The organism is Acidaminobacter sp., assembly GCF_030247605.1.
In the GTDB taxonomy this organism is placed as follows: domain Bacteria; phylum Bacillota; class Clostridia; order Peptostreptococcales; family Acidaminobacteraceae; genus Acidaminobacter.
Window position 1 is genome coordinate 298,836 of the sequence record NZ_JAOTSB010000002.1, and the last position, 24,236, is coordinate 323,071.

Below are 24,236 nucleotides of genomic sequence, written 5' to 3' on the forward strand. Positions count from 1 at the left end.
TTGCTTTACTTCTTTCTGTTATCTCTCTATAATAATTCGTGAAAGAGCATAAACTAAGTCCGGAGGTGTAACGTGAACGATCTTCTTTATTTTATTCCCGCTGATCAACACGACGAAGAATCTATAAAACAACAGCTGGCTGATCATCCCCAGATAAAGTTTGTTTCCCTGACCGCAGTGGATTTGGGCAACAATAGCACGGATGAAAAGATCCCAGTTCAAATTTTTCTTGAAGACATTGATGGTTTTCTTAACCAGGGTGTTCAAACAGACGGTTCAAGCGTTTATTTGCCAAAAATCGCTCAGATCAACAACGCCAAAGTTGACCTCATTCCAGACCGAAATGTAAAGTGGATGGTGGATTACAACCTGGCCCACCGAGATGTGGCTACCGGACGCCCGGTTGGCACGCTGGTCATCCCCGCGTTCCTCTACCATGACGGCAAACCGGTCTGCTCCAGAGCAGTCCTTAAAAAGTCGACGGAATACTTCAAATCCACCCTCAAAGCATGGCTGGCAGAAAGCGATTACGCACGTGAATTCCTCGGCATGACGAAAGATGAAGTTGTTGAGGAAGTTTACATGACCATGGCAACAGAAGTGGAATTCTGGGTTAAAACACCTGATCATAGAACGGACACAGAGAAACTTACTGCTTCTCAAACATTGAAAGAGCAGTACTGGAAGCGCACTGTCGGTCCGGTTAGAACCGCCATGGAGCAGTCTCTGATCAACCTGGACAACTATGGCTATCATGCTGAAATGGGCCATAAAGAAGTTGGCGGCGTTCCGTCCAAGCTCGCCGGCATGAGCCAGTTTACGCACATCATGGAGCAGCTCGAAATCGACTGGAAATATGACGAGGCACTTCAATCCGCGGATCACGAGCTCTTTGCCCGTGAAATCATCAGAGAGACTTTTGTCAGACACGGACTCAAAGTCACTTTCCGCGCCAAGCCTATTGAAGGCGTCGCCGGGAACGGCGAACACCACCACGTTGGGATCGCAGTCAAGCTCAGCTCCGGAAGAAAATTGAATTTATTCTCACCAAAAAATATGAAGGACTCCTACCTGAATCCTTTCGGTTGGGGCGCGCTCATGGGCATCCTGAAGCACTATGAAGTCATCAATCCGTTTGTCACTTCTTCCAACGACGCCTTTAACCGCCTGAAGCCGGGCTTTGAAGCACCGGTTTGTACCGTATCATGTATCGGCCACACGGTGGAAGTTCCCGCTCGGAACCGTACCGTCCTGATCGGCCTCATCAGAGATATGGACAATCCTTTCGCAACGCGCTTCGAGCTGCGTTCTCCAAATCCTACCTCCAACACCTACCTCACCACAGCGGCTGTCTATCAGTCTATGCTGGACGGCATCGCTTACGTTCTGGACAAGAAGCCAACTGAGGCAGAGCTTGAGAAAGAATTATCCAAGTCATATGGTGAGGACTCTGATTATCTTGAAAAGTTCAGGGCTTACCGCAGCGAGGAAGATGTCTTTGAGCACTTCACCATCGAAGAGCGCGATCAGTTGTTTGGCGTTCCGCCTCGTACCGTTTGGGAAAACCTCAAAGCATTTGATCAATACAAAGACAAAGTCAGTGTTTTGACGCGCGGCGAAGTCTTCCCTGAAAAAGTAATTGAGTCCTATCAGGCGACCATTTTAAGCCAGTGGGTCTCCGAGCTTACGAACCGCGTGATCCCGACGAATGAAGACCTGATCAGACGCTATGTCAAGCTTCACGGACTGGATGATATCACGGATCTTGACATTGTCAACTGGGAAAAAATTCGTGCCCTCCGCTCAGAACTCATGAAAAACAGCTTGGACAAACAGGCCCTCTTTACCCGAATCAAAAACGCGATCCGCGACGAGCAATTTGAGCTCGCCAGCGAACTGCAAATTGAAATGATGGCGAAGATGACCACTTTGAAATCCATCTATACAGAGTATCGTCACAACCTGATTTCTATTGAAAACTAACACGTGAACTAATCCATAAAAAAGGTGCAGCGCTCCAGCCAGTAATTGGTCGGAACCCTGCACCTTTTTAAGTTAAAATGACACTATGATCCCCTGTCGGTCACAATAGAGGCTGCTCAGCCCGTGGGTCTGAACGATAATCACATCTTTAAAGCCACAGTGCTTCTGAATTTCCGTTTTAAGATGCGCCGCTCTCGTAGGATTATTGACATGTGAAATTGCCAATATTTTGTCCTCAACGGCCTTTGCGTTCTCGTAAATCATTTCCAGCAAACGGTCGAAAGCTTTGTTCGAGCCCCGTGCTTTGTCAAACATCTTGATCTCGCCGTCCTCAGCGCCCATGATAGGCTTGATGCTCAGCGCGGTGGCGAACGCACCTTTCAGCTTCGAAATCCTGCCGTTCTTAATCAAATTGTCCAGGGACTCGGAGACAAAAAAAGTTTTCATGCCATTGACATAAGCCGTAATGGCTTCAACTATCTCGTTGAAGTCCTGCCCTTTTCCAATGAGCTCGTACAGCTTCATGGAGATCAGGGTTTCAGCAATTGAAGCGCTCTTGGAATCTACGAGGTGAATCTTCTTGTCCGGATGACCCTCAAGGAACATTTCTTTTGCGATTTGGGCGCTGTTGTAGGTTCCGCTCAGCTTGGAGGAGATTGTGACCACAAAGCAGTCCTCCTCGCCTTCAAAAGCTTCGAGAAAATCATTTGGAGAAGGACACGCAGAACGCGGCACATCCTTGGCCGCACTCATATCCGTTATAAACTGAATAGGATCGAGCCGCGCGTCATCCACATATTCTACCCCATCCAAGGTCAGCTTAAAGGGAACGATTTCGACCGGGTATTTCTCATGAAGATCAGGTGACATATCATTAGAGCTGTCCGCAATTATCTTGAACCCCATTTGTCCCACCTCACTCAACGTCTTTTTTTAATTATATGGTATTTGGCGACAATTGACAAGTGAACGGGTCAGGTCTGCAGACATGCGAGGGACTGCATTAAGGCGTCCTGAGCAAGCGAAGTCATAGAGACAACAAAAGCCCTGGAGAAACTGACCCAGGGCTTTCATAACTTCATTAATTAGAGCTTCACTTTTGAAAGAATTCTCGCTTCGATCTCAACGACTTCCTTCTCAATGCGTGCAACTTCAGCAGCAGCCTTCTCAACATACTCTGCGTCCTTAATGGAGCCGAGGTTGATCTTGACGTTGTAAAGTGCGGAGAGCACAGCTGTACGCGTCATCATAGCCGCAACCGCGCCGTCTGTGACCGCGTTGCTGTTGCCTCTCTCGACAACCGCTTCGATCATGCCGAGAATTTCCATAGAAGCCTGAGCTGTTTCAAGCGGTACATTGGCAGCGAGCTTCATGCCGTTCTGAATCGCTTCAGTTCTGGTCTTCTTCTCTTCGTCCGTCTCCTTAGGGAGCTTGAACGCTTTCATAACGTCGTCGAAGGAGGTTGCATCCTTGTCAATGAAATCGACGAACTTTGGCGTATAGGCGCTCATTTTTTCTGAAATTGCCTTCATTTCATCTTGAACTTCGTCATAACCTTTTTTGCCGATGGTTAAGTTCGCAACCATCTCCGCAAGGGATGATGCGATCGCTGCAGAAAGTGCTGCAACACTGCCGCCGCCAGGAACCGGAGCATCTGAGGATGTGGCTGCCAAAAATTCGGTAATTTTCATTGTAGATAACATGAATTTACTCCTCCTTAAATAATTCTGATATCAGTATACTTCAACTTCAATTAATATGCTATAGAAAGAATTTACAAAATCTCAATTTTACAAGCATCAAAAATGAGTCTGCCATTCTTTATCACTTTTTCAACGGTGGAAACGCCAATGTGATAAGGAATATACTGATAAGATGGAAACTCATGGATCACAAGATCTGCCTTTTTCCCCGGATCTATACTTCCAATTTCATGAGCGCGCCCAACAGCAGCCGCACCATTCAGGGTCAGACCCGTGATGACTTCTTCTATGCGCATGTCCATTTGAAGTGTGGTCAGCGCTATTGCCAGAGGCACAGATTCCGTGAAACAGCTGCCCGGGTTGAAATCTGTCGCCACCGCGACTGCGCACCCGCTGTCGATCATATGGCGGGCTCTGGCGTAGTGCTCCTTCAGGCTGAAGGCTGTACAAGGCAGGACTGTCGCCACGACACCCGCTTCCGCCATTTTGCGGATGCCTTCATCCGACGCCTGCAGCAGATGGTCTGCAGAAACAGCCCCTACTTCGGCTGCCAGTTCCGCACCGCCCAGCTGAACGATTTCATCTGCGTGGAGTTTGAGTTTGAAGCCCATGTCCTTAGCCGCAGTCAGCAGACGTCTGGATTCCTCGACTGAAAAAACGTTCTTTTCGCAGAAGATGTCGCAGAATTCAGCTAGGTTTTGTTCCCGGACTAAGGGCATAACCTCAGCGATCAGATATTCGATAAATTCAGCGCCTCGTCCCTTATACTCTGTAGGAACACTGTGAGCGCCCATGAAAGTGGTCACAAGATCCAGGGAGTGGTCTGTCTGCAGCGCCTTCATAACCTCAAGCTGCTTGAGTTCTGTCTCTTTGTCAAGGCCATAGCCGCTCTTGGCTTCCACCGTAGTGACACCAAAACGGGTCATGCTGTCGAGGCGTTTCATCCCGGTCTTATACAGCGTTTCAAAAGATGCCTCGCGGGTGCCGCGTACGGAATTGATAATGCCGCCGCCACGATTCATGATGTCGACGTAGGAATCCCCGCGAAGGCGCCAGTTGTATTCATTTTCTCTATAGCCGCCAAAGACCAGGTGCGTGTGGGAATCGACGAAGCCAGGCAAAATGGTCTTGCCGGTACAGTCGATCACCGCATCCGGGACTATATCAACCATGGTCTCCCCTGGCAGCAAGATGCGCTCAATACGGTCACCTTTGACCACAACAGAGCCGCCTTCAATGACGCCAAGTTCCTGCATCTGTAGGCCTTTTTTAGCCTCGAAGCCGCTCACCGTTACGATTTGTGCAGCATTTGACAGTAGAAGGACGCGATTTTCATCTGCCTTTTTTTTAGTCATGAGTTTACTCCATTATTCTTTTTTCGAGAATTTGATCCATAGAGAAGACCTCAACACCAAGGTAATACTCCGCTGTACTGATTAGAGCTTCCATAGGCACAAGTCCGATGACTTCGCTGCCCACAACATTGACGCCATAACGCTTTGCTTCAATTTTAACGAGCTCAAAGACGCGGTACAAAGGCGTTTTGGTGAAGTCCGTCATATTCATGGAGACCTGAACCTGCCCGCGGTCAGCAAGGTCGATTCCTATCGCTTTGCAATATCTGAGGCCGCCGGAAAGGAAACGAACATTTTTCGCGATCTTGTTGGCAATTTCAAGGTTGTTTGTGTCGAGGTTGATATTGAAGGCTACGAGCGGCATTCTGGCGCCAATTGCTGTGATGCCGGCAGTTGGATGGATGTCTGTGCCAAAATCCGGCTTCCATTTGTCCTCTTTGACTTTTTCAGCCATACCCTCGAACTGGCCTTTTCTGAGATCAGCAAGGTTTTCACGGTGTGAAGCGGACGCTGCTTTTTCATATAGGAAAGAAGGTATGCCGTGCTTTTCATAGACAAGAGCCGCGGTCTCCTTAGCAAGGGCGACACATTCCTCCATAGTAACATTCGTGATCGGAATGAAAGGAACGACGTCTGTCGCGCCCATTCTAGGGTGCTGACCGCGATGTGTCGTCATATCGATAAGCTCGGATGCGATGCCCATGGCTTCAACCACGGCTGCTTTAAGAGGCTCAGGCTCACCGACAACAGTGACGACAACGCGGTTATGATCCTCATCATTGCTGTAGTCGAGCAGCTTGATGCCCTCCTTGCCTCTGAATGCCTGAACGATTTTTTCGATCTTCTCACGATCTTTACCTTCACTGAAGTTAGGGACACATTGTACAATTTTGTTAAACGCCATTTTTAATTGCCTCCATTCGATATTGTTTTATTTTGGGGTACTGGCTCCTATCGAGATCTGGAACCAAGTACTTTGAGCATGTGAGATGTCATGGCTGACAGGTCGTATTCAGGCCTCCAGCCCCACTGCGCCCTGGCGCAGCTGTCATCCAGCGAATTTGGCCACGAGTCGGCAATGGCTTGCTTGACAGGATTGACATCATAGTCCATTCGAAATTCTGGAAGATGCTTCTGAATTTCCTTTGCCAATTGAGACGGAGAAAAGCTCATGGCGGAAATGTTATAGGCATTGCGATGCTGAAGCTTCGCGGGATCTGCTTCCATCAGCTCAACCACCGCTCTAAGAGCGTCCGGCATATACATCATGTCGAGAAAAGTCTCAGGCCCCAGATCACAACTGAATTGACCTGTTTCAATCGCTTTGTAGAAAATATGCACCGCGTAATCCGTAGTCCCTCCGCCTGGAAGGGCTTCATGGGAAATCAATCCCGGAAACCGCACCCCCCGTGTGTCTACGCCAAAGTGATGGTGGTAGTAATCACACAGCAGCTCTCCTGCAACTTTGGAGATGCCATAGATCGTTCTGGGACGCTGAATGGTCAGCTGCGGCGTGTGATCCAGAGGCGTCTCAGGTCCAAATGCCGCAATGGAGCTCGGCGTGAACACCGCAGCAGAAGTCTCCTTTGCTGCCTCAAGGACATTATAGAGGCCATTCATATTGATCTGCCACAGTGCTTCAGGATTCTTTTCCCCCTGGGCTGACAATATGGCCGCCAGATGAATGACACTGTCGATTTGATGTTTTCGGATGACCTCAATTAGCTGGACGGCACTGAGAACATCGAGTTTTTCATAGATCGCGTGATGACGGATGTCGTCGTGTCTGCCTGAAGCAACCACCTGATCGTGCCCATAGACAGACTGAAGATAAGTCGTCAGTTCTGTTCCAATTTGTCCGGATGCGCCTGTGATAAGTATTTTTTTCAACTCATACACTCTCCTTGGGTCGCCGGATCCATTCACAGTGTAGATCCCGGCTGTCAAAAAAGCGTCAAACCGCTGGAGGATTATCAAAATAAAACGATCATCCCAACCTGATTGTACCCGAAATTTCAAAAAATCATCGCTTTGACCGGATTCGGATGTTAAACTTATGAATAATAAAGGTTTATTAGATGCTTGGAGGTCATATTATGCCGGAATTCATGCTCACCTCAGATATGCTGATTAAACTGCTGCTCTCCTGTATTCTGGGCGGCATGATTGGACTTGAACGCGAAAGCGTTAACCGCCCGGCTGGTTTTCGAACTCACATGCTGGTCAGCATTGGCTCCACTTTGGTCATGATGATCAACGCCGTCATGATCAGCGCCTATGGTGATATGGTCAATCTTGATCCCGGACGATTTGGCGCGGCGGTCATCAGCGGGATAGGCTTTTTAGGTGCCGGCACCATTATCAAAGAAGGTAATTCCGTCAAGGGCTTAACAACTGCAGCGAGCCTCTGGACAGTCGCTTGCATAGGCCTAGCTATTGGCGCGGGCTACTATTCACTCAGCATTATTACTACGCTGACTGTCCTGGTCATTTTGGAGTTGTTCGCACGGATCGAAAAAAACATCATCAAAAAACGCAGACAGCTTGTACTTCGGATAGTATCCGAAAACACACCCGGCCAGATTGGCAAAATTGGAGATGTCACCGGCTTTCACAAGTGTCTGATCCAGGACATTGATCTGGATCATCAGACCGATCAAACCGCTGTCATTACTTTGGCGCTGAAGTATCCCAAAGCTTTTGATCTCACCGGTCTGATGGATGACTTATCCGCTTTGAGCGGTTTAAAATCCGTTGAGCAGTTAACACCGGTTTACCACGGATCCGTGGAGCATTAATTTGAGTGAAATAGGGATGAAGGCAGCGGGTATCTGAAGCATAAGCCCATTAAGCTCTGATTGCATATTGTGAACCTGAAAAAAGACGGCGTCCTGGGCTGTATAGCCAAGTGACACCGTCTTCCTTTTTTGTCTTCAGATGCAATCTGTTTCCTAAAACTCCGCCGTCTTCACCGTACGAGGGAACGGTATGACATCGCGGATATTGGTTATTCCCGTCAAGTACATGAGGATCCGTTCAAAACCCAATCCATAGCCTGCGTGGCGGGTCGTGCCGTACTTTCTCAGTTCGAGGTACCACCAGTAGTCCTCTACATGAAGGTTCATGTCCTTAATGCGCTGAACCAGGTTATCATAACGCTCCTCGCGCTGGGAGCCGCCTATTATCTCACCAACACCCGGAACCAGAAGATCCATGGCCGCGACAGTCTTGCCGTCTTCATTCAGTCTCATGTAAAAGGCTTTGATCTCTTTCGGATAGTTGATAACAAAGACAGGCTTCTTGAACACTTTTTCTGTCAGATAACGCTCATGCTCCGTCTGAAGATCCAGACCCCAGCTGACTGGATAATCGAAAACGACATCTGCTTTTTCAAGAAGTTCAATTGCTTCAGTATAAGTGACCCGCGCGAAGTCGGAGTTGACGACATGGGTCAGTCTTTCCATCAGTCCTGTATCTATGCGCTCGTTGAAGAAGGCGATCTCTTCAGGACACTCCGCCATGACATACCGGATAATGTACTTAATCATTTCTTCCGCGATTTCCATATTGCCATTTAAATCCGTGAATGCCATTTCCGGCTCAATCATCCAGAACTCTGCTGCATGGCGGGCGGTGTTGGAATTCTCAGCACGGAAAGTCGGACCAAAAGTATAAGTGTTTCTGAAAGCTTGTGCAAAAATTTCTGCTTCAAGCTGACCGCTGACTGTCAGGTTCGTTTCTTTGCCAAAGAAGTCTTCGGAAAAATCGATCTCACCCGACTCTGTTCTAGGAGGATTCCCGAGCTCTAACGTCGTGACGCGGAACATTTCTCCGGCACCTTCAGCATCACTGCCTGTGACAATTGGGGTATGCGCATACACAAAACCTTTTTCCTGGAAAAAGCGGTGAATGGCGAACGCCGCGACAGACCTGACACGAAACGCAGCTGAAAAGGTATTGCTGCGCGGTCTGAGATGCGCGATCGTTCTCAAATACTCCAGAGTATGTCGTTTTTTCTGAAGCGGATAGTCCGCATCTGAGGTGCCTTCAATGATGATTTCGGACGCCTTGATTTCAAAGGGCTGCTTGGCCTGAGGCGTCAAAATCATTTCTCCGGTAATGATCAGAGAAGTTGAAATTGGATACTTCGCTACTTCGTCAAAATTTTCAAGGGTTTTGTCAAACACGATCTGTACGTTTCTGAAGGTCGTGCCGTCATTCAACTCAATAAATCCGAAGTTCTTGCTGTCTCTGACGGTTCTGATCCAGCCGCCTATTGTGACCGACTGGCCAGCCAATTCATTGTAGCTGAGCATTAAATCTTTCATCAATTGCATGCAGATTCCTCCATTAATTCATTCAATTCTAATAAAATTCTCATTGTTTCCGCCAACAAAAAAACCTTTCGCGCCTGCACTAATGACAAGGGACGAAAGGTTATTCGCGGTACCACCCTGATTGCCGAGTTCCATGACTCAGCCTCTCAAAACCCTGTAACGAAGGTCAGTCGCCCGAATCTACCAGCTTAGCCCGGCTTATCAAAAATCCGCTTGTAAGCTTTCGGTCAGGAGCTCAGGGATGTTTTTCATACGGTGACATGACGGCGGGCTCACACCATTCCCGCTTCGCTGGGGTCAGACAGTCGCATTACTCTTCCCTTCATTGCCAAACACACTAAATTACAACTATTATAGTGTAAACCACTTCAATAGTCAAACAGAGCATGAGTGTAGTCCAAGGGCCAGCCCTCACCATAATTTCCGGCTAAAGCATTGGCTCTACAATTTCTGAGTGCTTAAAGCCATTAGGTACGTTGATGCAAAGGACTTTGACCATTCGACTGGTATAGTTGGCCCAGTTGTGAACCGTATTGGACTCAAAGTGTGCGCAGTCTCCGGGATACAGTTCAAAGCGTTCATTATTCAAATATAAGGTGAAGATGCCTTCCAGAACGTAAATGAATTCTTCTCCTTCATGTTGGTAAGGCGAGAGCAGTTCATCTTCTGACTTAGGCAATATTTCAATGACGCGCGGCAAAATATCCCTGTTTTCCAGGTCATTGCTCAAATGATAGTGAATGAAGTGCGCGCTGTCTACCCTGGCGACTTCTCTCTCGAAAGAGCGCATGATGACGTCATTGCTCCGCTTTTTAAGCGGAAAGAAATAGGAAAGATCCACATCCAGAGCCCTAGCGATTTTTTCCAGAGACGTGATCGCCAGAGCTGTCAGTCCGCGTTCAACCTGAGAAAGAAATCCAATGGACAATTCTGTCATTTCACTGAGTTCTTTCAAGGTCATTTTTTTAGATAAACGCAGATCCTTGATTTTATCTCCAATATTATTAGGCATAGTCACGCTCCATCCATTAGACTTACTCTCATTATAAACCTATATTAAAATTATTTCCATGTTTTTACGTTATTTTTTAATCAAGTTAAACAATTTCTTTTATTCGCCTTATTAATTAAAATATATTCAAATCATAGGTGTCAGATAAATCCTTCAGCATTTTGATGCCTACCACTGAGTTCCCTTTTGAATCCAGCGCCGGTCCATAGACGCCAATGCCCATTCGCCCAGGTGCGACACCCATGATGCCGCCGCCTACACCGGACTTCGCCGGGATACCGACTTGAATCGCGAACTCCCCGGAGCCATCATACATGCCGCAGGTCACCATATAGGCCTTCGCAATCTTGGCGTATTCTCTCGGGAAGAGTTGTTCCCCCGTCTCATAGGATTTGCCGTCAAGGGCCAGCACCATTGCCATATTGGCCAGGTCAGAGCAAGTCAGGCTGACTGAGCACTGGCTGAAATAGACTTCCAAAACATCATTTGGATCCTGATCAAGGTTTTCCATAGCCCGAAGAAAATGGGCAATAGACCGGTTTCTGTGACCGGTTTCCTTTTCGCTCTGATATACCCTTCTGTCAATCTCAATGCTGGGGTTATGAGCGATTTTCCTCATAAATGCCAGCAGACGTTCTATCTTGTGCGCTGGCGAGTCGCCTTTAATCAAAGCAGCAATCGAAATTGCGCCGGCATTGATCATAGGATTGAACGGCTTGTGCTTTTCGTAGGTTTCAAGTCGAATCATGGAGTTAAAGGGATCTCCCGTAGGTTCTTTCCCAACTTTTTCAAAGATTTTGTCCATACCCCAGTCCATCAATGCCAGAATCAGCACAATAGGCTTGGAGACACTCTGCATGGTAAATTTAACATTGGCATCCCCTGCACAATACAGACTGTCTTGCCTTCTAACACAAATCCCTATCCCATCAGGACTGACTTTAGCAAGCTCGGGGATATAGGTGGCGACTTTCCCGTCTCGAGAGGACGGACCATATTTTTTTACCAGTTCCAATAAGTAATCCTGCATTATTTGCGGCTTACATTATGCGGACGCATACTCAAGCCTTCTCTCCTCTTCAAAATATTTTATGTATGGACCTTTTAAGCCGGAAAAACCGTTTGCCTTGCTATATTTTAGAATTTGTTTCGTTTTAAAAGATTTTTTCAGTTGTTTTAAATATAAAAACATCTTTTTTTGTTTAATTCATCTATTACATCATAATTGCAAGGAGCTTTCATTTCAAGTATTTTTCGAAGAAACGCCTCATAAGTTTTTACTCGCTCTCTCACCCTACCCGTACTGATCAATTCATGCTATAATGACAACAGAATTCGGCACAATCTCCTGTGTCGATTCATTTTAACCACCGTTATACTTTAGAATACATAACGAAGGAGCCTCCCCATGAAGACTACGATCCATAGACCCAATACCACCGGCGCGTTATCGAGGGCACACAGCTTTCAACCTGCCTGTTCGCAGCGTCACCCCAAAATAAGATCTCTAATCCTGTTCCTCCTTGCCGCAGTCACCTTTACCCTCGCCGGCTGCAGTGCCTCCAGTGAAAAAACGGAGCTTATTATGGGTGCTGCCTCTTCCCTGACCGAACCTCTAAATGAGCTCTCCGAGCTCTACGCCTTGAAAACCGGCGTCCGCCCCCAAATTTCCTTTGCGTCGTCGGGCACACTCAGAAAACAGGCTGAGGAAGGCGCACCCTTTGATCTGCTTTTACTTGCCTCCACCTCAGATCTTGATGCCTTGTCTGACGCGGGCCTTCTCCTTGAAGCTTCCAGGCGCGACCTCTTAAGCAATCAAATTTGTTTTATCTCCACACATCTGGAGATCCCCGCGTCACTCGAAACACTTCCAGACCTTCTTGAAATGTCCGAACGCATCACACTGGGCGACCCGGCCAGTGTCCCCGTGGGCAAATACGCTGCCCAGTCCCTCGAGAGTCTGGGCGTCTCTCATCTAATTGAAGATAAGAAACTCTATGCCAAAGACGCTCGACAAGTTCTGCAATATTTGAACTCAGGTGCAGTCGACGCCGGATTTGTCTTCGCAACGGATGTCGCTCTGCTGGAAATCGAAGTATCCACGCTGATCCTGCCCGACCATACACACCAGCCAATCCTCTATCCTGCCGCCCTAATTTCAGACAGCCCTGAAGCCGCGGCGTTCCTGGAATTCCTGAGCAGTGAGGAAGCCCTTTCCGTTTTTAAGTCCTATGGCTTTTCCATACCAGACCAAAATTGACGTATTCCCCTGAATTGGAGTGATGACCTTGTCCCAGCCCCTGATCCTCAGTGCGGTCCTGCTTTCCCTGAGAATAGCAGCCCTGTCGACCATACTCACCGGCCTCCTGGGTACCTTGCTCGCCCGAAAATTGTCTCAGACAAAAAAAACTTCCTTTAGAATCATTGAAACCCTGGTAGTTTTGCCGATGGTTCTGCCACCCTCCATTGTAGGTTACCTGCTTCTTCTGTCTTTAGGAAAAAACAGCTGGCTGGGAAGCTTAATTTATGCAGCCACCGGTAAAACACTCCTTTTCAGCTGGTCAGCCGCCGTCATTGCAGCGGTTATTGTCTCCCTCCCCTTGATGTATCAAAGCGCCCGCGCCGGATTTCAAGGCGTGGATCAACGTCTTGAAAACGCCGCCAGGACCTTGGGGGCCAGCGAATGGCATATTTTCACCGAGATCACGCTTCCTCTGGCTAGACCTAAACTACTGACTGGACTCGCGCTGTCTTTCGCTCGTGCCATTGGAGAATTTGGTGCAACCCTCATGGTTGCCGGCAACATTCCCGGTAAAACCCAGACCATTCCCACAGCACTCTATTTCGCTGCCGAAGGCGGCGACCATGCCACTGCAAACACACTTATGGTGATTTCCCTATTTATTGGCATAACCGCCATGTTCAGTGTCAATTTCATTTTGGACAAGTCCAGGACTCAATAGTTTAATTTAGTCAAAGGAGCCTTTTATATGATAGATTTTCATCTCGTCAAACAGCTGGACGCCTTTACCCTGGATATCGCGCACACCACAGATTCACCTTTTTTGATCTTGATGGGGCCGTCAGGTTCAGGGAAAACCACATTGCTTAATCTGATTTCCGGACTGACGACGCCGGACAAAGGGTACCTGCGACTAAACGGCAGGCTTCTATACGACCACGATACCGGCATCTCCCTTCCGCCGCGGGATCGCCGCATTGGGTATATCTTTCAGTCCCTTGCGCTGTTTCCTCATATGACTGTCCTGCAAAATGTCATGTTTGGAGTTCGGCACGGACACCGAGGCGAGTTTCACAGTCAGGTTCGGGAGAGGGTGATGAGCCGCGACCATCGGCAAAGCATTCATGAGCAGCTGGACTTTCTAAAAATTGCGCACCTGTCTTCAAAATACCCGGCGGAGCTGTCCGGCGGCGAACGTCAGAGAGTGGCCATAGCCCGTGCGCTTTCCTCGGAGGCTGACATTCTCCTTATGGACGAGCCCTTTGCGTCCCTTGACAGAGCAAACAGGGACAACGCAATCCAGCTTCTGCTTTCTGTACAGGCCCATTATCAGAAGGCCATGATTCTCGTCACCCATAGTCCCGAAGAGGCTGACGCCTTTGCCGGAGATCACCTGGAGATCCTCTCCGGCAAGCCTGTGAGTCTCAAAAGGCGGATAGGTTTTCTTGACGAATCTGTAAATTCTTAATTAAATCTTAAAAAACGCTTAATTTTCATCTCACTTTCTGGTATGATGGACTCTGTATCGAAGGAGTGATCACTTGAAGAAACTCATTTTAACCAAGGAAGCAGTTGAAAAATTAGAGCGTGAGCTCGACCTGCTGATTGGAAAGCGCAAAGAAATTTCTGAAGAAATCAAGAAAGCCCGCGGTTTTGGCGACCTGTCAGAGAATGCTGAGTACCATGCCGCCCGGGAAGCCCAATCCTTGAACGAGACAGAGATTTTGAAAGTCAAAGGCATGCTTGAAAGCTATGAGCTGGAGGATGCTGGAGATTACACGCATGACCAGGTCAGACTCGGATCACAGGTCGAAGTTCTTTACATCGAAAGTGGCGACCAGGATGAATTTACCCTCGTCACTAAAATTGAAGCGGATCCATTTGATGGGATGATTTCAAATGAATCCCCTATTGGTTCGGCCATCATTGGCCGCAAGGCGGGGGATGTCGTCAACATTTTCACCCCCGGCGGCAGCGTCACTTTGAAAGTCCTGACAGTGACCAACTAAAAAAAGTAGTATGAAATGAGTGTCAGCCGGCAAAGGCTGAAGACTCAAGTTCATACTACTTTTTTATTTTTTGTTTTTTATTTTGTCGGTTCCATGATCTCGTCACCCGAGACAAATCTCGAGATGATATCCCGGTCATCCCCAATATACAGGAATCTCTGCAGGCGCTCTTCCACCGTCCGGCCTTCTGTGACTCCCAGACGGTGATCATCTATGACCAGAGCATCAAACTCATAACCGGGCTCAAAGCTGCCCACTTTGCCAAAATAGGCGCCGCCGCCCTTGGTGCCAAGGTAGAATGCCTCGGACGTGCTGAGAGGTGCCAAGGTCCGGTCAGAGTTCAGCCAGGCGATCTTGGAAGCTTGAATGGCAGTGCTCATGACACTGGCTATAGACACCTTGTGTCCGGCACCGACATCTGTCCCAAGGCCTACTTTTACCCCGGCATTCAAAAACTTTCTAACCGGCATAATTCCGCTGGCCAGATTGTAGTTGGCATTTGGGCAATGGGCTGCGAAGACGCCAAGTTTAGCCATTTTTTCAATTTCTGCATCCGTATTGTGCACACAATGGGCCAGTATGGTTTTATCTCCCATCAAGCCATGATCCTCATAGACTGTGGCGTAATCCGCACTCTCCGGATGCAGCTCTCTCACCCAGTCGACCTCAGCCTGATTCTCGGAAATATGCGTCTGAACCGGCACATTGTACTCAGCGGCCAGGTCTCCCAGCGCCCGCATCAGCTCAGAAGTGCACGTTGGAACAAATCTCGGTGTAATCAGAGGCTTGACTTTTGGATATAAATTGACTGTGGCTTTTAGCCAGGCTTTTGTCGCTTCAATAGAGTCCATGGTCGATTCAACAAGGAAGTCCGGACAATTCCGGTCCATGTTGACCTTGCCCACATAGGCGCCCAGACCTGCCCTGTCAAAGATCGACATGAGAAGCTGCGTGCTCTCTTTGTGGACGCTGCTGAACAGGACTATGCGGGTTGTTCCCTGACGCCATATTTCTTTGGCCACCCGGGTATAGACAGACTCAGCGTAATCCAGATCAGAGTATTTGGCTTCTTCAGGAAAAGTATAGTCTTCCAGCCATGGCAGCAGTTCTTTGTCCAGCCCTAGTCCCAAATTCGGAAACTGAGGCGCATGGAAATGAAGATCAACAAATCCTGGTATAATCAGTCGATCTCCCATATTGAAAACTTCAAGGGCTTCCAGATTCTCAGGCAAGGTCTTCAGGACCTCGACCACTTTGCCGTCTTCCACAATAACTGCGCCGTTTTCATAGATCTCAAAACGGTCCGGATCTTTTGTATAAAGGATGTGTCCCTGATATGCTTTAGCCATTACACAACGCTCCTTAACCTTCGTTTAGATACACGAACATTGTAACAGAAAGTTGAAAACAGCTCAAAAAAATCTTAGGTTTACCACATATTGTATTGTATAAAAGTAACAAACTAAGGCTGCTGACCCTTCATCATCTGCTCAACGCGCTTGGTTCCGGCTTCCATGGCGTTCATGATCGTCGCTCGGAATTTATCATTTTCAAGACTTTTGAGCGCGACAATAGTTGTACCGCCCGGTGAAGTAACCAGATCTTTCAATTCGCCGGGATGCTTGCCTGTATCGAGAACCATGCGCGCAGAGCCTTCCACAGTCAAGGCTGCCATTTTGTACGCCAGATCTCTTGGAAGTCCCTGCATGACTCCGCCATCCGCCATTGCCTCAATTAAAACGTAGATATAGGCCGGCGCAGACGCACTGATGGACGGAACTACATACATGAGTTTTTCCTCAATTTCCACCACTTCACCGACACATTCGAACAGCCCGCGGCAGAATGTCATTTCTTCAGCGCTGAGACCCTCGCCATAGGAGATTGCGGTTAAGCCCTTGTTGACGAGGGCCGGCGTGTTTGGCATGGTGATGACAGCTTTGACACTGGGATCAATCCAGCGTTTGAGGTGTTCTGTACCTATGCCCGCCGCAATGGAGATGATGACCGTGTCCTTCGAAATTGAATCGCGGACTTCTGCCAGCATAGCCGCATATTGATAAGGCTTTATGGCTAGGAGCAGATAATCTGCGCCGCTCACACAATCATAGGGATTGTCAGGCAGTCCAAGACCAGGGTATTTTTCCCCCAGCGCCTGGCGTCGTTCAGGTTTACGATCATAAACCGACAACTCGGATGTCGTAAGCTTTTCTGCTTTAAGCACACTTTGCAGTAAAATTTTTCCCATGTTGCCGCAGCCAATCATAGCTAGCTTCATAATAGCGGAACGCAGGTCTGACCTTTGATCTCGTTATATCACGATCTCATGTCAAAGCCGCCGGCGTTCCTTCCTCCCTTCTGTCTATCCAATCAGATTCTTTGGGTAAAGGCGCTGCCTGTCCGGCGCTATTGTCCCCTATACAAATCTTTTTTGTAAGCATCTAACAATTCGTTGACAGGTCGTGGTCGACCAGCGCGAAGGCGCGAACCGGAGAACCATCGGCATCCTCAAGTTTTAGGGGCATTGCGCTGAAAAGAAAATGCTCAGGCAGCTGATCAAGGCCCTTCAGATTCTCAATAAGCACTTTGTCGCTGCCAAGCAGCTCTAGATGGACCTCAAAATTCACCGAGTCCATTGGATCAATGGAGATCGCGTCAACGCCAACACCTTTGAGCGGCAGTCCCGAAAGCCATTTTGCCGCTTCGGGGCTAAGTGTGGGAAACGCACCAAAATAGCTTTCAGATCCCCAAAATTGATCCCACCCCGTCCAGAGAATCAGAAATTCGGTTTCAGGTTTGATCAGAGACTCCAGGTGATGTTTCTCGATCCTTTGAAGACCTCTGGCATCCAACTTTGCAGCAGGTCCAAAAAAAGCAGACGCCGGAACCTGGTCCAAAGTCCATCCCTGAGCTATCATATGGGCTGGTGCATCCATGTGTGTCCCTGTATGTGAATACATATGAAGCTTTTTCTCCCGAAAACCATCCTTTTCCAGAGTATTCGCCACCTCGAGAACCGGAGGCTCAGTACCCGGAAAAACCGGCATACCTTCCTTGATCAGATGTGTCAAATCCACAATTTTCATGAGCATCCCCCAAATTCTATCGAGAAACACCGGCAGCGATAAGGATTTTATAAACTTAATGGCCATACGCTGTCGATAAAGTATACATACACATTATTCTACATAATATCACTTTCAGAGGCCCTTGAGAATGACCAAACTCAAAAGATCCTTTCAAAAACTCAAAATCCCATGCCGGGCACACAACAGTAAATGCCGCACCCATCTGAGATGGGTGCGGCATTTGCTGTCGATATTATTCTGCTTCTAGTTGTTGTAATACAAGCTCTCTGACGGATATTCCGGATCACAGGTCAAATCGATCCCGATCTTTCTGAAAGTCTGTTCGTCATTGACGCTGAGAATAGTCGTAGAGTGTGCCTGACAGCCTTTCATCATGGAGAGCTTGTCCAGGGCCACTTGCGCTGTTGGATTCGTCGCTGCGGAAATACTGAGGGCAATCAGAATTTCTTCGCAGTCCAGGAGTGTGTTGCGGCTTCCCAGCTTGTTGGCTTTCAGATCGACAATTGGTTCAAGAATGACCGGTGAGATAAGATGAATTTCATCTGAAATATTGGCCAAATACTTGATGCCGTTCAGAAGCGCCGCTGCCGAGCCGTCCATAAGATTGGAGGTTCTGCCGGTAACAATGGTGCCATCATGCAGTTCAATGGCTACAACCGGTGACAGCTCGTTCTTGCTGGACAGTTTTCTCAGCTTGGCAGAATACTCACGCGCCGGCATGACGACTTTTCGGTCTTCCTCTTTCAGATTGAGTTCTTCCATGATCAGCTTGACGCGATTGGAAACATCCTTTTCAACAAAGCCTTTTTTATACTCAGTGCTCGTCTTAAAGTATCTGCGGATGATTTCCTGGCGGGAAGCTTCCTTGACCACTTCATCATCAATGATTCCAAAGCCTACGCGGTTGACGCCCATATCCGTAGGGGATTTATATACAGCGGCTTCACCGGTGATTTTCTCAATGATCCGTCTTAAAACCGGGAACATTTCGATGTCTCGGTTGTAGTTGACCGTCACTTCGTTGTAGGCATCAAAGTGGAAGGAATCTATCATGTTGACATCTTTCAGATCCGCGGTAGCCGCTTCATAAGCAATGTTGACCGGGTGCTTCAGAGGCACGTTCCAGATTGGGAAGGTCTCGTATTTTGAGTAACCGACTGTGCGGCCAAGTTTGTGCTCATGGTAAAGCTGGCTCAGACAAGTCGCGAGCTTGCCGCTGCCAGGTCCTGGCGCAGTGACCAGTACGATTGGCTTAGTCGTGACGATATACGGGTTCTTGCCATAGCCTTCGTCGCTGACGATGGTGTCTACATCCGTTGGGTACCCCTTAGTGGCAGAGTGCTTGTAGACTTTAATGCCGCGTCTTTCGAGCCGATTTATGAAAAGCGTGGTGGCAGGCTGATTGTCGAAGCGCGTGATCACGACACTGTTCACGTCCAGTTCAAAAGCTCTGAGGTCGTCGATCAGCCTTAGGACATCCAGATCATAAGTAATGCCAAAGTCGCCCCGGATCTTGTTTCTTTCAATGTCCCCCGCATAGACACAAATGATGACCTCAATCTTGTCCTTCAGGTGATGCATCAGTTTGACTTTTGCATTTTCGTCGAAGCCGGGCAGTACGCGCTTTGCGTGAAAGTCCCCCAGGAGTTTGCCCCCGAATTCCAAATACAGCTTATCATAGTTGTTGACGCGCTCAAGAATAAACTTCGATTGTTCTTCGATGTACTTGTTGTGATCGAACCCGATTTTCAAGACAATACCCTCCCATTAATCCACTTGCTGTGCGATCCCGCTCCTCAATTAAAGTAATATTATCACACAGCAATAGTGGAATGTAAAGGGAATATCCCAGCCTCTGGAGGTTATCTCGAGTTATTTTTATCTGAACACTCTGCTTTATTTCAACAAGCCTTTAAGTTCTCCTGATGCTGCTCCAGCAGCTCACAAAAAACTTCGGAGTATCGTCGAGTTCCAAATACAGTGCCCATTGATATGAAGCACGCCTGAAGCGCGTCCAGTGCTGCAGCGATCTTCTCAGCAGAGAGGTTTTCCCCCATATGACCAATTCGGAAGATCCTGTTTTCAAGAAAATTGAAGCCTCCGCCAATAAGAACGCCGTGGACCGTCTTCATTTGATTAAACAGCGTCTTAAAGTCCACACCAGAAGGCAAAAGGACCGTCGTCACCGTATTCGACTCATGATCCAGGGCATAAAGCTCAAAACCGAGCTGTTCGAAAGTGCCGCGCACTGCCTCAGCAAAGATTTTATGACGCTCTGCCAGCGTCTCCACCTCAAGTCGCTCCACCGCTTTGTCCAGCGCTATAAGCATTTGAACCGGCTGTGTATAAGGAAATGATTTTTTCTCGTAGTAATCCAGCCAGATCGACAGGTTGGCATAATAGGAAGCAATAGGTGTTGTGCGCCCCTTGATGCGCTCCACAGCCCTTTGGCTTAGGGTCGCCGTGCTCAGTCCGGCTGGTCCGGAAAGCACCTTCTGGGACCCGCTGAGGACCACATCAAGCCCCCAGGCGTCCACATTCAGTTTTTCCCCGCCAAAGGACGAGACCGCGTCTACTATGGACAGGATGCCATGCCGGTTCAGTACTTTGCCGATGGTCTCAAGATCATTCGTAATCCCGGAAGGTGTCTCACAGTGCACTACAGTTGCCACTTTGAACGGCCCGTGGTCTATTATGAACCGGTCCAGCTTCGCCGGATCGAGTCCCCTGCGCAGATCCCCCTCATACATCACCGTCTGAGCGCCATACATCTTGGAAAAATCATTAAAGCCTCTTCCAAAGATGCCGTTGGAAATCGTAAGAACCCGGTCGCCCGGCTCAATCATTGATGCGCAGGCAGCTTCAAGTCCCAAAATACCTTCACCTGCCAGAATAAAGGTTGGGCCAGACGCGTTCATTTTTTTGGAGATGTCCTGACATAGTCTCCTGTAAAACACGAGAAAATCCGAATCCAAATCAGGATTTGTTTCATATTGGGACAACGCACCAAGGACATCCGGATGCATCTGCGTTGGACCCGGTGTCATAATCAGGTAAGGTTTTTCGTTTTTTCGCATGATCGTCACCTGCCCTATCTCATGAATTTTAAAGCGTTGCTTTTCAGCATTTTTGAAAACGGAATGGCAATGACCGCGCCCAGTCCAAGCTGTGTCAGATTGCCCGGAATAGATGTCACTGGCGCGATCCAATTACCATAAAGGATCCCCTCTGTTGCATAATAGCCCGCCAGCATCCAGATGCCGCCGAGTATAATCGCGGCGGGCGCTTTCCACCATGCGTTCTCAAAGCCTTCTGAAAAGCGTCCGATCAGATAGCCCATGACGCCCCTGACCACAAAAGTAAAGGGTGCCCACGCGACCCAGCCCGAAACCAGGTCAAACAAACCCATTCCAACCGCGCCTGCCATGGCGCCTTTCTTCTTCCCAAAGACGAGGGCGACAGTAAACAGTGCCACGTTGCCCATATGGACCAGGCCGCCATTCAGGGAGATGGGAAGTCTGATCTGAATCAGATAGGTGCTGACAAAGACGAGTGCGATCAATAATCCATTAAGTGTAACTTCTTTGGCGATGGACCTGGGTTTTTCCATTGTTCCCGAATGTCTCATTACGCCTTTTGAATCCATAGTGCCTTCTGCTGCCAATTGTGCTTGTACTTTGATTTCTGTCATTTTTACACCCCATTAGTATTAGTCTTGAATTTATTATACATACAAAAGGGGTTATGAGAAGCGTTTTGTCGATACAATTTAGCTTTTAGACACAGTGTATGCATACAATTTTGTGGTGTAAAGGGGTAAATAGGCGTCAGTTGCAGAAAAAAAAACTCGGGGTCAATAGGCACCAGCCACAGACACCGAGTTTCACTTTGGGGGCTATTTTGCAAATGCTCTACATCCTCTTTCTTAACATTATTCCAATTCACCAACAACCGATTCCACCGCGTCCACCAATACACCGCTGTGGATCAGGGATACCGACTGATCCATATCCGGATAAATGATCCGGTCACTCTCCATAAAGGTCACACTGGCGCGGATAGTTTCATAGGCCGCGCGGCTGCCTTTACCAAGGCGTTCTTTGTCTTTGAAGTCAACGGCTTGCGCCGCGCAGAGCCACTCAATGCCCAGGACATATTCCACGTGCCCCAATATTTCCCTCGCCTTTCTCGCCGCTATGGTACCCATGCTGACGTGGTCTTCCTGATTGGCAGAGGTCGGAATGGAGTCAACGCTGGCCGGATGGGCCAGGATCTTGTTCTCGGAGACGACTGCAGCTGCCGCGTACTGAGGCACCATAAAGCCGCAGTTAAGGCCGCCGTTTTTCACCAGGAACGCTGGCAGTCCACTCAAAGTCGGATTGACCAATCTTTCAATCCGGCGTTCGGAAACATTACCCAGCTCCGCTACAGCTATGCCAAGTGTATCCATGGCAATAGCAACTGGCTGGCCGTGGAAGTTGCCGCCTGAAATTACAGCTGCTTCGCCATCAGGGAAAATTAGCGGATTATCTGTCGCTGCATTGATCTCATTCTCAATGACCTGACGCACGTATTCATAGGCAGGTCTGCTGGCACCGTGGATCTGAGGCACACAGCGGAGCGTATAGCCATCCTGCATTCTCTGTTCGCCTTGAGAGGTGGTCAAGGTGCTCCCCTCCGAGAGTCTCAGAAGGTTTCGCGCGACAGCCTCCTGCCATTTCTGGTTGCGGGCTTGATGAACTCTCGGATCAAAGGCGTCCTTGATTCCTTCTAGGGCTTCAACCGTAAGTGTTGCCACAATATCCGCCGTCTTGAGAAGATTCAGGGCATCATAAACGGTCAAAGTCGCCACACCCATCATAGCGCAGGTGCCGTTGATCAAAGCCAAGCCTTCTTTAGCCTTGAGCACAACCGGCGTTATGCCTGCTTTAGCCATGGCTTCTGCCCCAGGCATGACAACCCCCTCATACTCCGCTTCACCCTCGCCTATCATGACGAGAACCAGATGAGCAAGGGGACAGAGATCCCCACTGGAGCCTACAGAGCCCTTTTCGCGAATGATTGGATGTACGCGTTTATTGACCATTTCAATCAGGGTTTCTACCGTAGACAGCCTGATCCCTGAAAATCCCTTGGCCAGGGCATTCGCCCTGAGTACCATGATAGAACGAACTATCTCCGTATCGAAAGGCCGTCCAATGCCGACCGCATCCGCATAAATCAGGTTTTTCTGAAGCTCATCCAGCTGATCCGCCGTAATGGCCACATCACTGAATTTACCAAAACCGGTGTTCAGACCATAAATGGCTTTACCTTCCGCTATAAATTTTTCCACACAAGCACGGGATTTATTGATTCTTTCTTTGGCATCTTCCGCAAGTACTGCCGGTTTGCCAAAGCGCGCAATATTTACAACGTCTTCAAGACTGACGTTATTGCCATCCAAGACTATATACTCTGCCACTTTTTTTCCTGCCTTTCTGATGAAACTTGGGGTTGACAGGCGCTAGCCGCTGACACCCAGTTTCTTGATTTTGATGAGTTGAAACTCAGGGTTGATAGGCGCTAGCCGCTGACACCCGGTTTCTTCCTGATGAAACTCGGTGTCTGACACCCAGTTCCTTGCTTCTAATAAAGCTGCTCCATATTAAAGCTGTAGCATCTGAGATAGAACTTCATCATGTCCTCAAGGGCCATCACCGGAACCGGACCTACGAGCTCGGTGTCCGCAATGAGAATTCCCCTGCTCTCCGTCTCTGATTTAATCGTCTCAAAGACCCGGTGAATAGGCGTCTTTTGATATTGCGTCAGGTTCATGGAGATTTGAACCATTTTCTTGTCCGGAATCTCAAGGGCAATCGCTCTGACATTCTGATAGCCGCCTGTCGCCGCACGTACTGCTTTGACAATCTGCTTGGCCGCCGCCAAATCATCCGTTCTGAGGTTGACATTAAAGGCCACCAGCGGGAACCTGACACCCGTCACAGTCGCGCCGCTCTTTGGCACAAATTCAAACGGACCTTCATCCGGACGCCACTCGTCCTTGGTCATTTTCTCAGGGAAGGATTCGTACTCACCCCGCCTTATGTCGACCAGGCTCTTGCGTTCGGGTTTAGTCGCAGCCTCTTCATAGTAATAGACCGGTACGCCTAGGCTTCCCAGAAAAGTGCCAAATGCACGTGCGACTTCAAGGGCCTCCTCCTGAGTGACATCCCTCGCCGGAATAAATGGTACGACATCCACCGCGCCCATTCTCGGATGGGCACCTGTATGCTTCGTCATATCGATCAGCTCGATTGCCTTCGCGGCGAGACGCTTAGTCCCTTCGAGCACTTCTTCAGGCTCCCCGCTATACGTAAAGACGGTCCGGTTGTGATCCTTGTCCGAGTTGACCTCGAGCAGACGGAGCACAGCACCCTCCATTAAAGCGGACTTCATTTCTTCAATTAAACCAATATTTCTGCCTTCGCTGACATTGACTTCTGCCAATAACACTTTCACGAGTG

22 protein-coding genes and 1 other annotated feature are annotated in these 24,236 nt (G+C 48.6%); of the genes, 6 read left to right on the forward strand and 16 right to left on the reverse strand.

What is annotated here, in order from left to right; all coding sequences use genetic code 11:
• Positions 1-72: 72 nt before the first annotated feature.
• Positions 73-1,983, forward strand: a complete 1,911-nt coding sequence (locus OEL90_RS01410) for a glutamine synthetase (protein WP_291400624.1) — start codon at positions 73-75, stop codon at positions 1,981-1,983.
• 72 nt (positions 1,984-2,055) lie between these two features.
• On the opposite strand, the gene OEL90_RS01415 is transcribed toward OEL90_RS01410, so the two are convergent.
• From OEL90_RS01415 to OEL90_RS01435, 5 genes are all read right to left on the reverse strand, one after another.
• Positions 2,056-2,889 carry a DegV family protein gene (locus OEL90_RS01415; protein WP_291400626.1) on the reverse strand — a complete coding sequence of 278 codons (834 nt, stop codon included), beginning with the start codon at positions 2,887-2,889 and terminating at the stop codon, positions 2,056-2,058.
• Between the two features lie 179 nt (positions 2,890-3,068).
• Positions 3,069-3,686, reverse strand: coding sequence for a cyclodeaminase/cyclohydrolase family protein (locus OEL90_RS01420; RefSeq protein ID WP_291400628.1), 618 nt, complete (start codon positions 3,684-3,686; stop codon positions 3,069-3,071).
• Positions 3,687-3,757: 71 nt separating this feature from the next.
• Positions 3,758-5,041 carry an imidazolonepropionase gene (gene hutI, locus OEL90_RS01425; protein ID WP_291400630.1) on the reverse strand — a complete coding sequence of 428 codons (1,284 nt, stop codon included), beginning with the start codon at positions 5,039-5,041 and terminating at the stop codon, positions 3,758-3,760.
• Between the two features lie 4 nt (positions 5,042-5,045).
• On the reverse strand, positions 5,046-5,945 hold the full coding sequence (gene ftcD, locus OEL90_RS01430) for a glutamate formimidoyltransferase (protein WP_300686791.1): 900 nt from the start codon (positions 5,943-5,945) through the stop codon (positions 5,046-5,048).
• 47 nt (positions 5,946-5,992) lie between these two features.
• Entirely contained in the window at positions 5,993-6,931 is a 939-nt protein-coding gene (locus tag OEL90_RS01435) for an NAD-dependent epimerase/dehydratase family protein (RefSeq protein ID WP_300686794.1), read from the reverse strand.
• A gap of 206 nt (positions 6,932-7,137) precedes the next feature.
• On the opposite strand from OEL90_RS01435, the gene OEL90_RS01440 reads away from it, so the two are divergent.
• Positions 7,138-7,839, forward strand: coding sequence for an MgtC/SapB family protein (locus OEL90_RS01440; RefSeq protein ID WP_291400636.1), 702 nt, complete (start codon positions 7,138-7,140; stop codon positions 7,837-7,839).
• Positions 7,840-7,992: 153 nt separating this feature from the next.
• Here OEL90_RS01440 and asnS read toward each other — a convergent pair whose 3' ends face one another.
• The 3 genes from asnS to glsA form a co-directional block, all read right to left on the reverse strand.
• On the reverse strand, positions 7,993-9,378 hold the full coding sequence (gene asnS, locus OEL90_RS01445) for an asparagine--tRNA ligase (RefSeq protein WP_330583705.1): 1,386 nt from the start codon (positions 9,376-9,378) through the stop codon (positions 7,993-7,995).
• 85 nt (positions 9,379-9,463) lie between these two features.
• Positions 9,464-9,713: a binding site (T-box leader), on the reverse strand.
• Positions 9,714-9,805: 92 nt separating this feature from the next.
• Complete coding sequence (locus OEL90_RS01450) at positions 9,806-10,390, reverse strand: helix-turn-helix domain-containing protein (protein WP_291400637.1); 585 nt, start codon at positions 10,388-10,390, stop codon at positions 9,806-9,808.
• Between the two features lie 115 nt (positions 10,391-10,505).
• The gene (gene glsA / locus OEL90_RS01455) at positions 10,506-11,405 is read right to left on the reverse strand and encodes a glutaminase A (protein WP_330583706.1); all 900 of its coding nucleotides are present in this window, start codon (positions 11,403-11,405) and stop codon (positions 10,506-10,508) included.
• A 393-nt stretch (positions 11,406-11,798) separates the two neighbouring features.
• On the opposite strand from glsA, the gene modA reads away from it, so the two are divergent.
• From modA to greA, 4 genes are all read left to right on the forward strand, one after another.
• A complete protein-coding gene (gene modA, locus OEL90_RS01460; protein ID WP_291400641.1) occupies positions 11,799-12,650 on the forward strand; it encodes a molybdate ABC transporter substrate-binding protein in 852 nt (283 codons plus the stop codon).
• A gap of 28 nt (positions 12,651-12,678) precedes the next feature.
• Positions 12,679-13,353 (forward strand): molybdate ABC transporter permease subunit, encoded by a 675-nt coding sequence (gene modB, locus OEL90_RS01465; RefSeq protein WP_291400643.1) that lies wholly within the window; start codon positions 12,679-12,681, stop codon positions 13,351-13,353.
• Between the two features lie 27 nt (positions 13,354-13,380).
• Positions 13,381-14,100, forward strand: a complete 720-nt coding sequence (locus OEL90_RS01470; RefSeq protein ID WP_291400646.1) for an ATP-binding cassette domain-containing protein — start codon at positions 13,381-13,383, stop codon at positions 14,098-14,100.
• A gap of 73 nt (positions 14,101-14,173) precedes the next feature.
• The gene (gene greA / locus OEL90_RS01475; RefSeq protein ID WP_291400648.1) at positions 14,174-14,641 is read left to right on the forward strand and encodes a transcription elongation factor GreA; all 468 of its coding nucleotides are present in this window, start codon (positions 14,174-14,176) and stop codon (positions 14,639-14,641) included.
• 77 nt (positions 14,642-14,718) lie between these two features.
• Here the strand turns inward: greA and guaD are convergent, their stop codons facing one another.
• The 8 genes from guaD to ftcD (OEL90_RS01515) form a co-directional block, all read right to left on the reverse strand.
• Positions 14,719-15,990 carry a guanine deaminase gene (gene guaD / locus OEL90_RS01480; protein WP_300686798.1) on the reverse strand — a complete coding sequence of 424 codons (1,272 nt, stop codon included), beginning with the start codon at positions 15,988-15,990 and terminating at the stop codon, positions 14,719-14,721.
• 113 nt (positions 15,991-16,103) lie between these two features.
• The gene (gene proC, locus OEL90_RS01485; RefSeq protein ID WP_291400651.1) at positions 16,104-16,919 is read right to left on the reverse strand and encodes a pyrroline-5-carboxylate reductase; all 816 of its coding nucleotides are present in this window, start codon (positions 16,917-16,919) and stop codon (positions 16,104-16,106) included.
• A gap of 163 nt (positions 16,920-17,082) precedes the next feature.
• Positions 17,083-17,727, reverse strand: coding sequence for a cyclase family protein (locus tag OEL90_RS01490; protein ID WP_300686800.1), 645 nt, complete (start codon positions 17,725-17,727; stop codon positions 17,083-17,085).
• Between the two features lie 246 nt (positions 17,728-17,973).
• Positions 17,974-19,482, reverse strand: a complete 1,509-nt coding sequence (locus OEL90_RS01495; protein ID WP_291400653.1) for a DUF1846 domain-containing protein — start codon at positions 19,480-19,482, stop codon at positions 17,974-17,976.
• A gap of 149 nt (positions 19,483-19,631) precedes the next feature.
• Complete coding sequence (locus tag OEL90_RS01500) at positions 19,632-20,807, reverse strand: pyridoxal-phosphate-dependent aminotransferase family protein (protein WP_300686802.1); 1,176 nt, start codon at positions 20,805-20,807, stop codon at positions 19,632-19,634.
• Positions 20,808-20,821: 14 nt separating this feature from the next.
• Positions 20,822-21,340, reverse strand: a complete 519-nt coding sequence (locus OEL90_RS01505) for an ECF transporter S component (RefSeq protein WP_291400722.1) — start codon at positions 21,338-21,340, stop codon at positions 20,822-20,824.
• Positions 21,341-21,661: 321 nt separating this feature from the next.
• Positions 21,662-23,194 (reverse strand): histidine ammonia-lyase, encoded by a 1,533-nt coding sequence (hutH, locus tag OEL90_RS01510; protein WP_291400655.1) that lies wholly within the window; start codon positions 23,192-23,194, stop codon positions 21,662-21,664.
• Positions 23,195-23,358: 164 nt separating this feature from the next.
• Entirely contained in the window at positions 23,359-24,231 is an 873-nt protein-coding gene (gene ftcD, locus OEL90_RS01515; RefSeq protein ID WP_291400656.1) for a glutamate formimidoyltransferase, read from the reverse strand.
• Between the last annotated feature and the right edge of the window lie 5 nt (positions 24,232-24,236).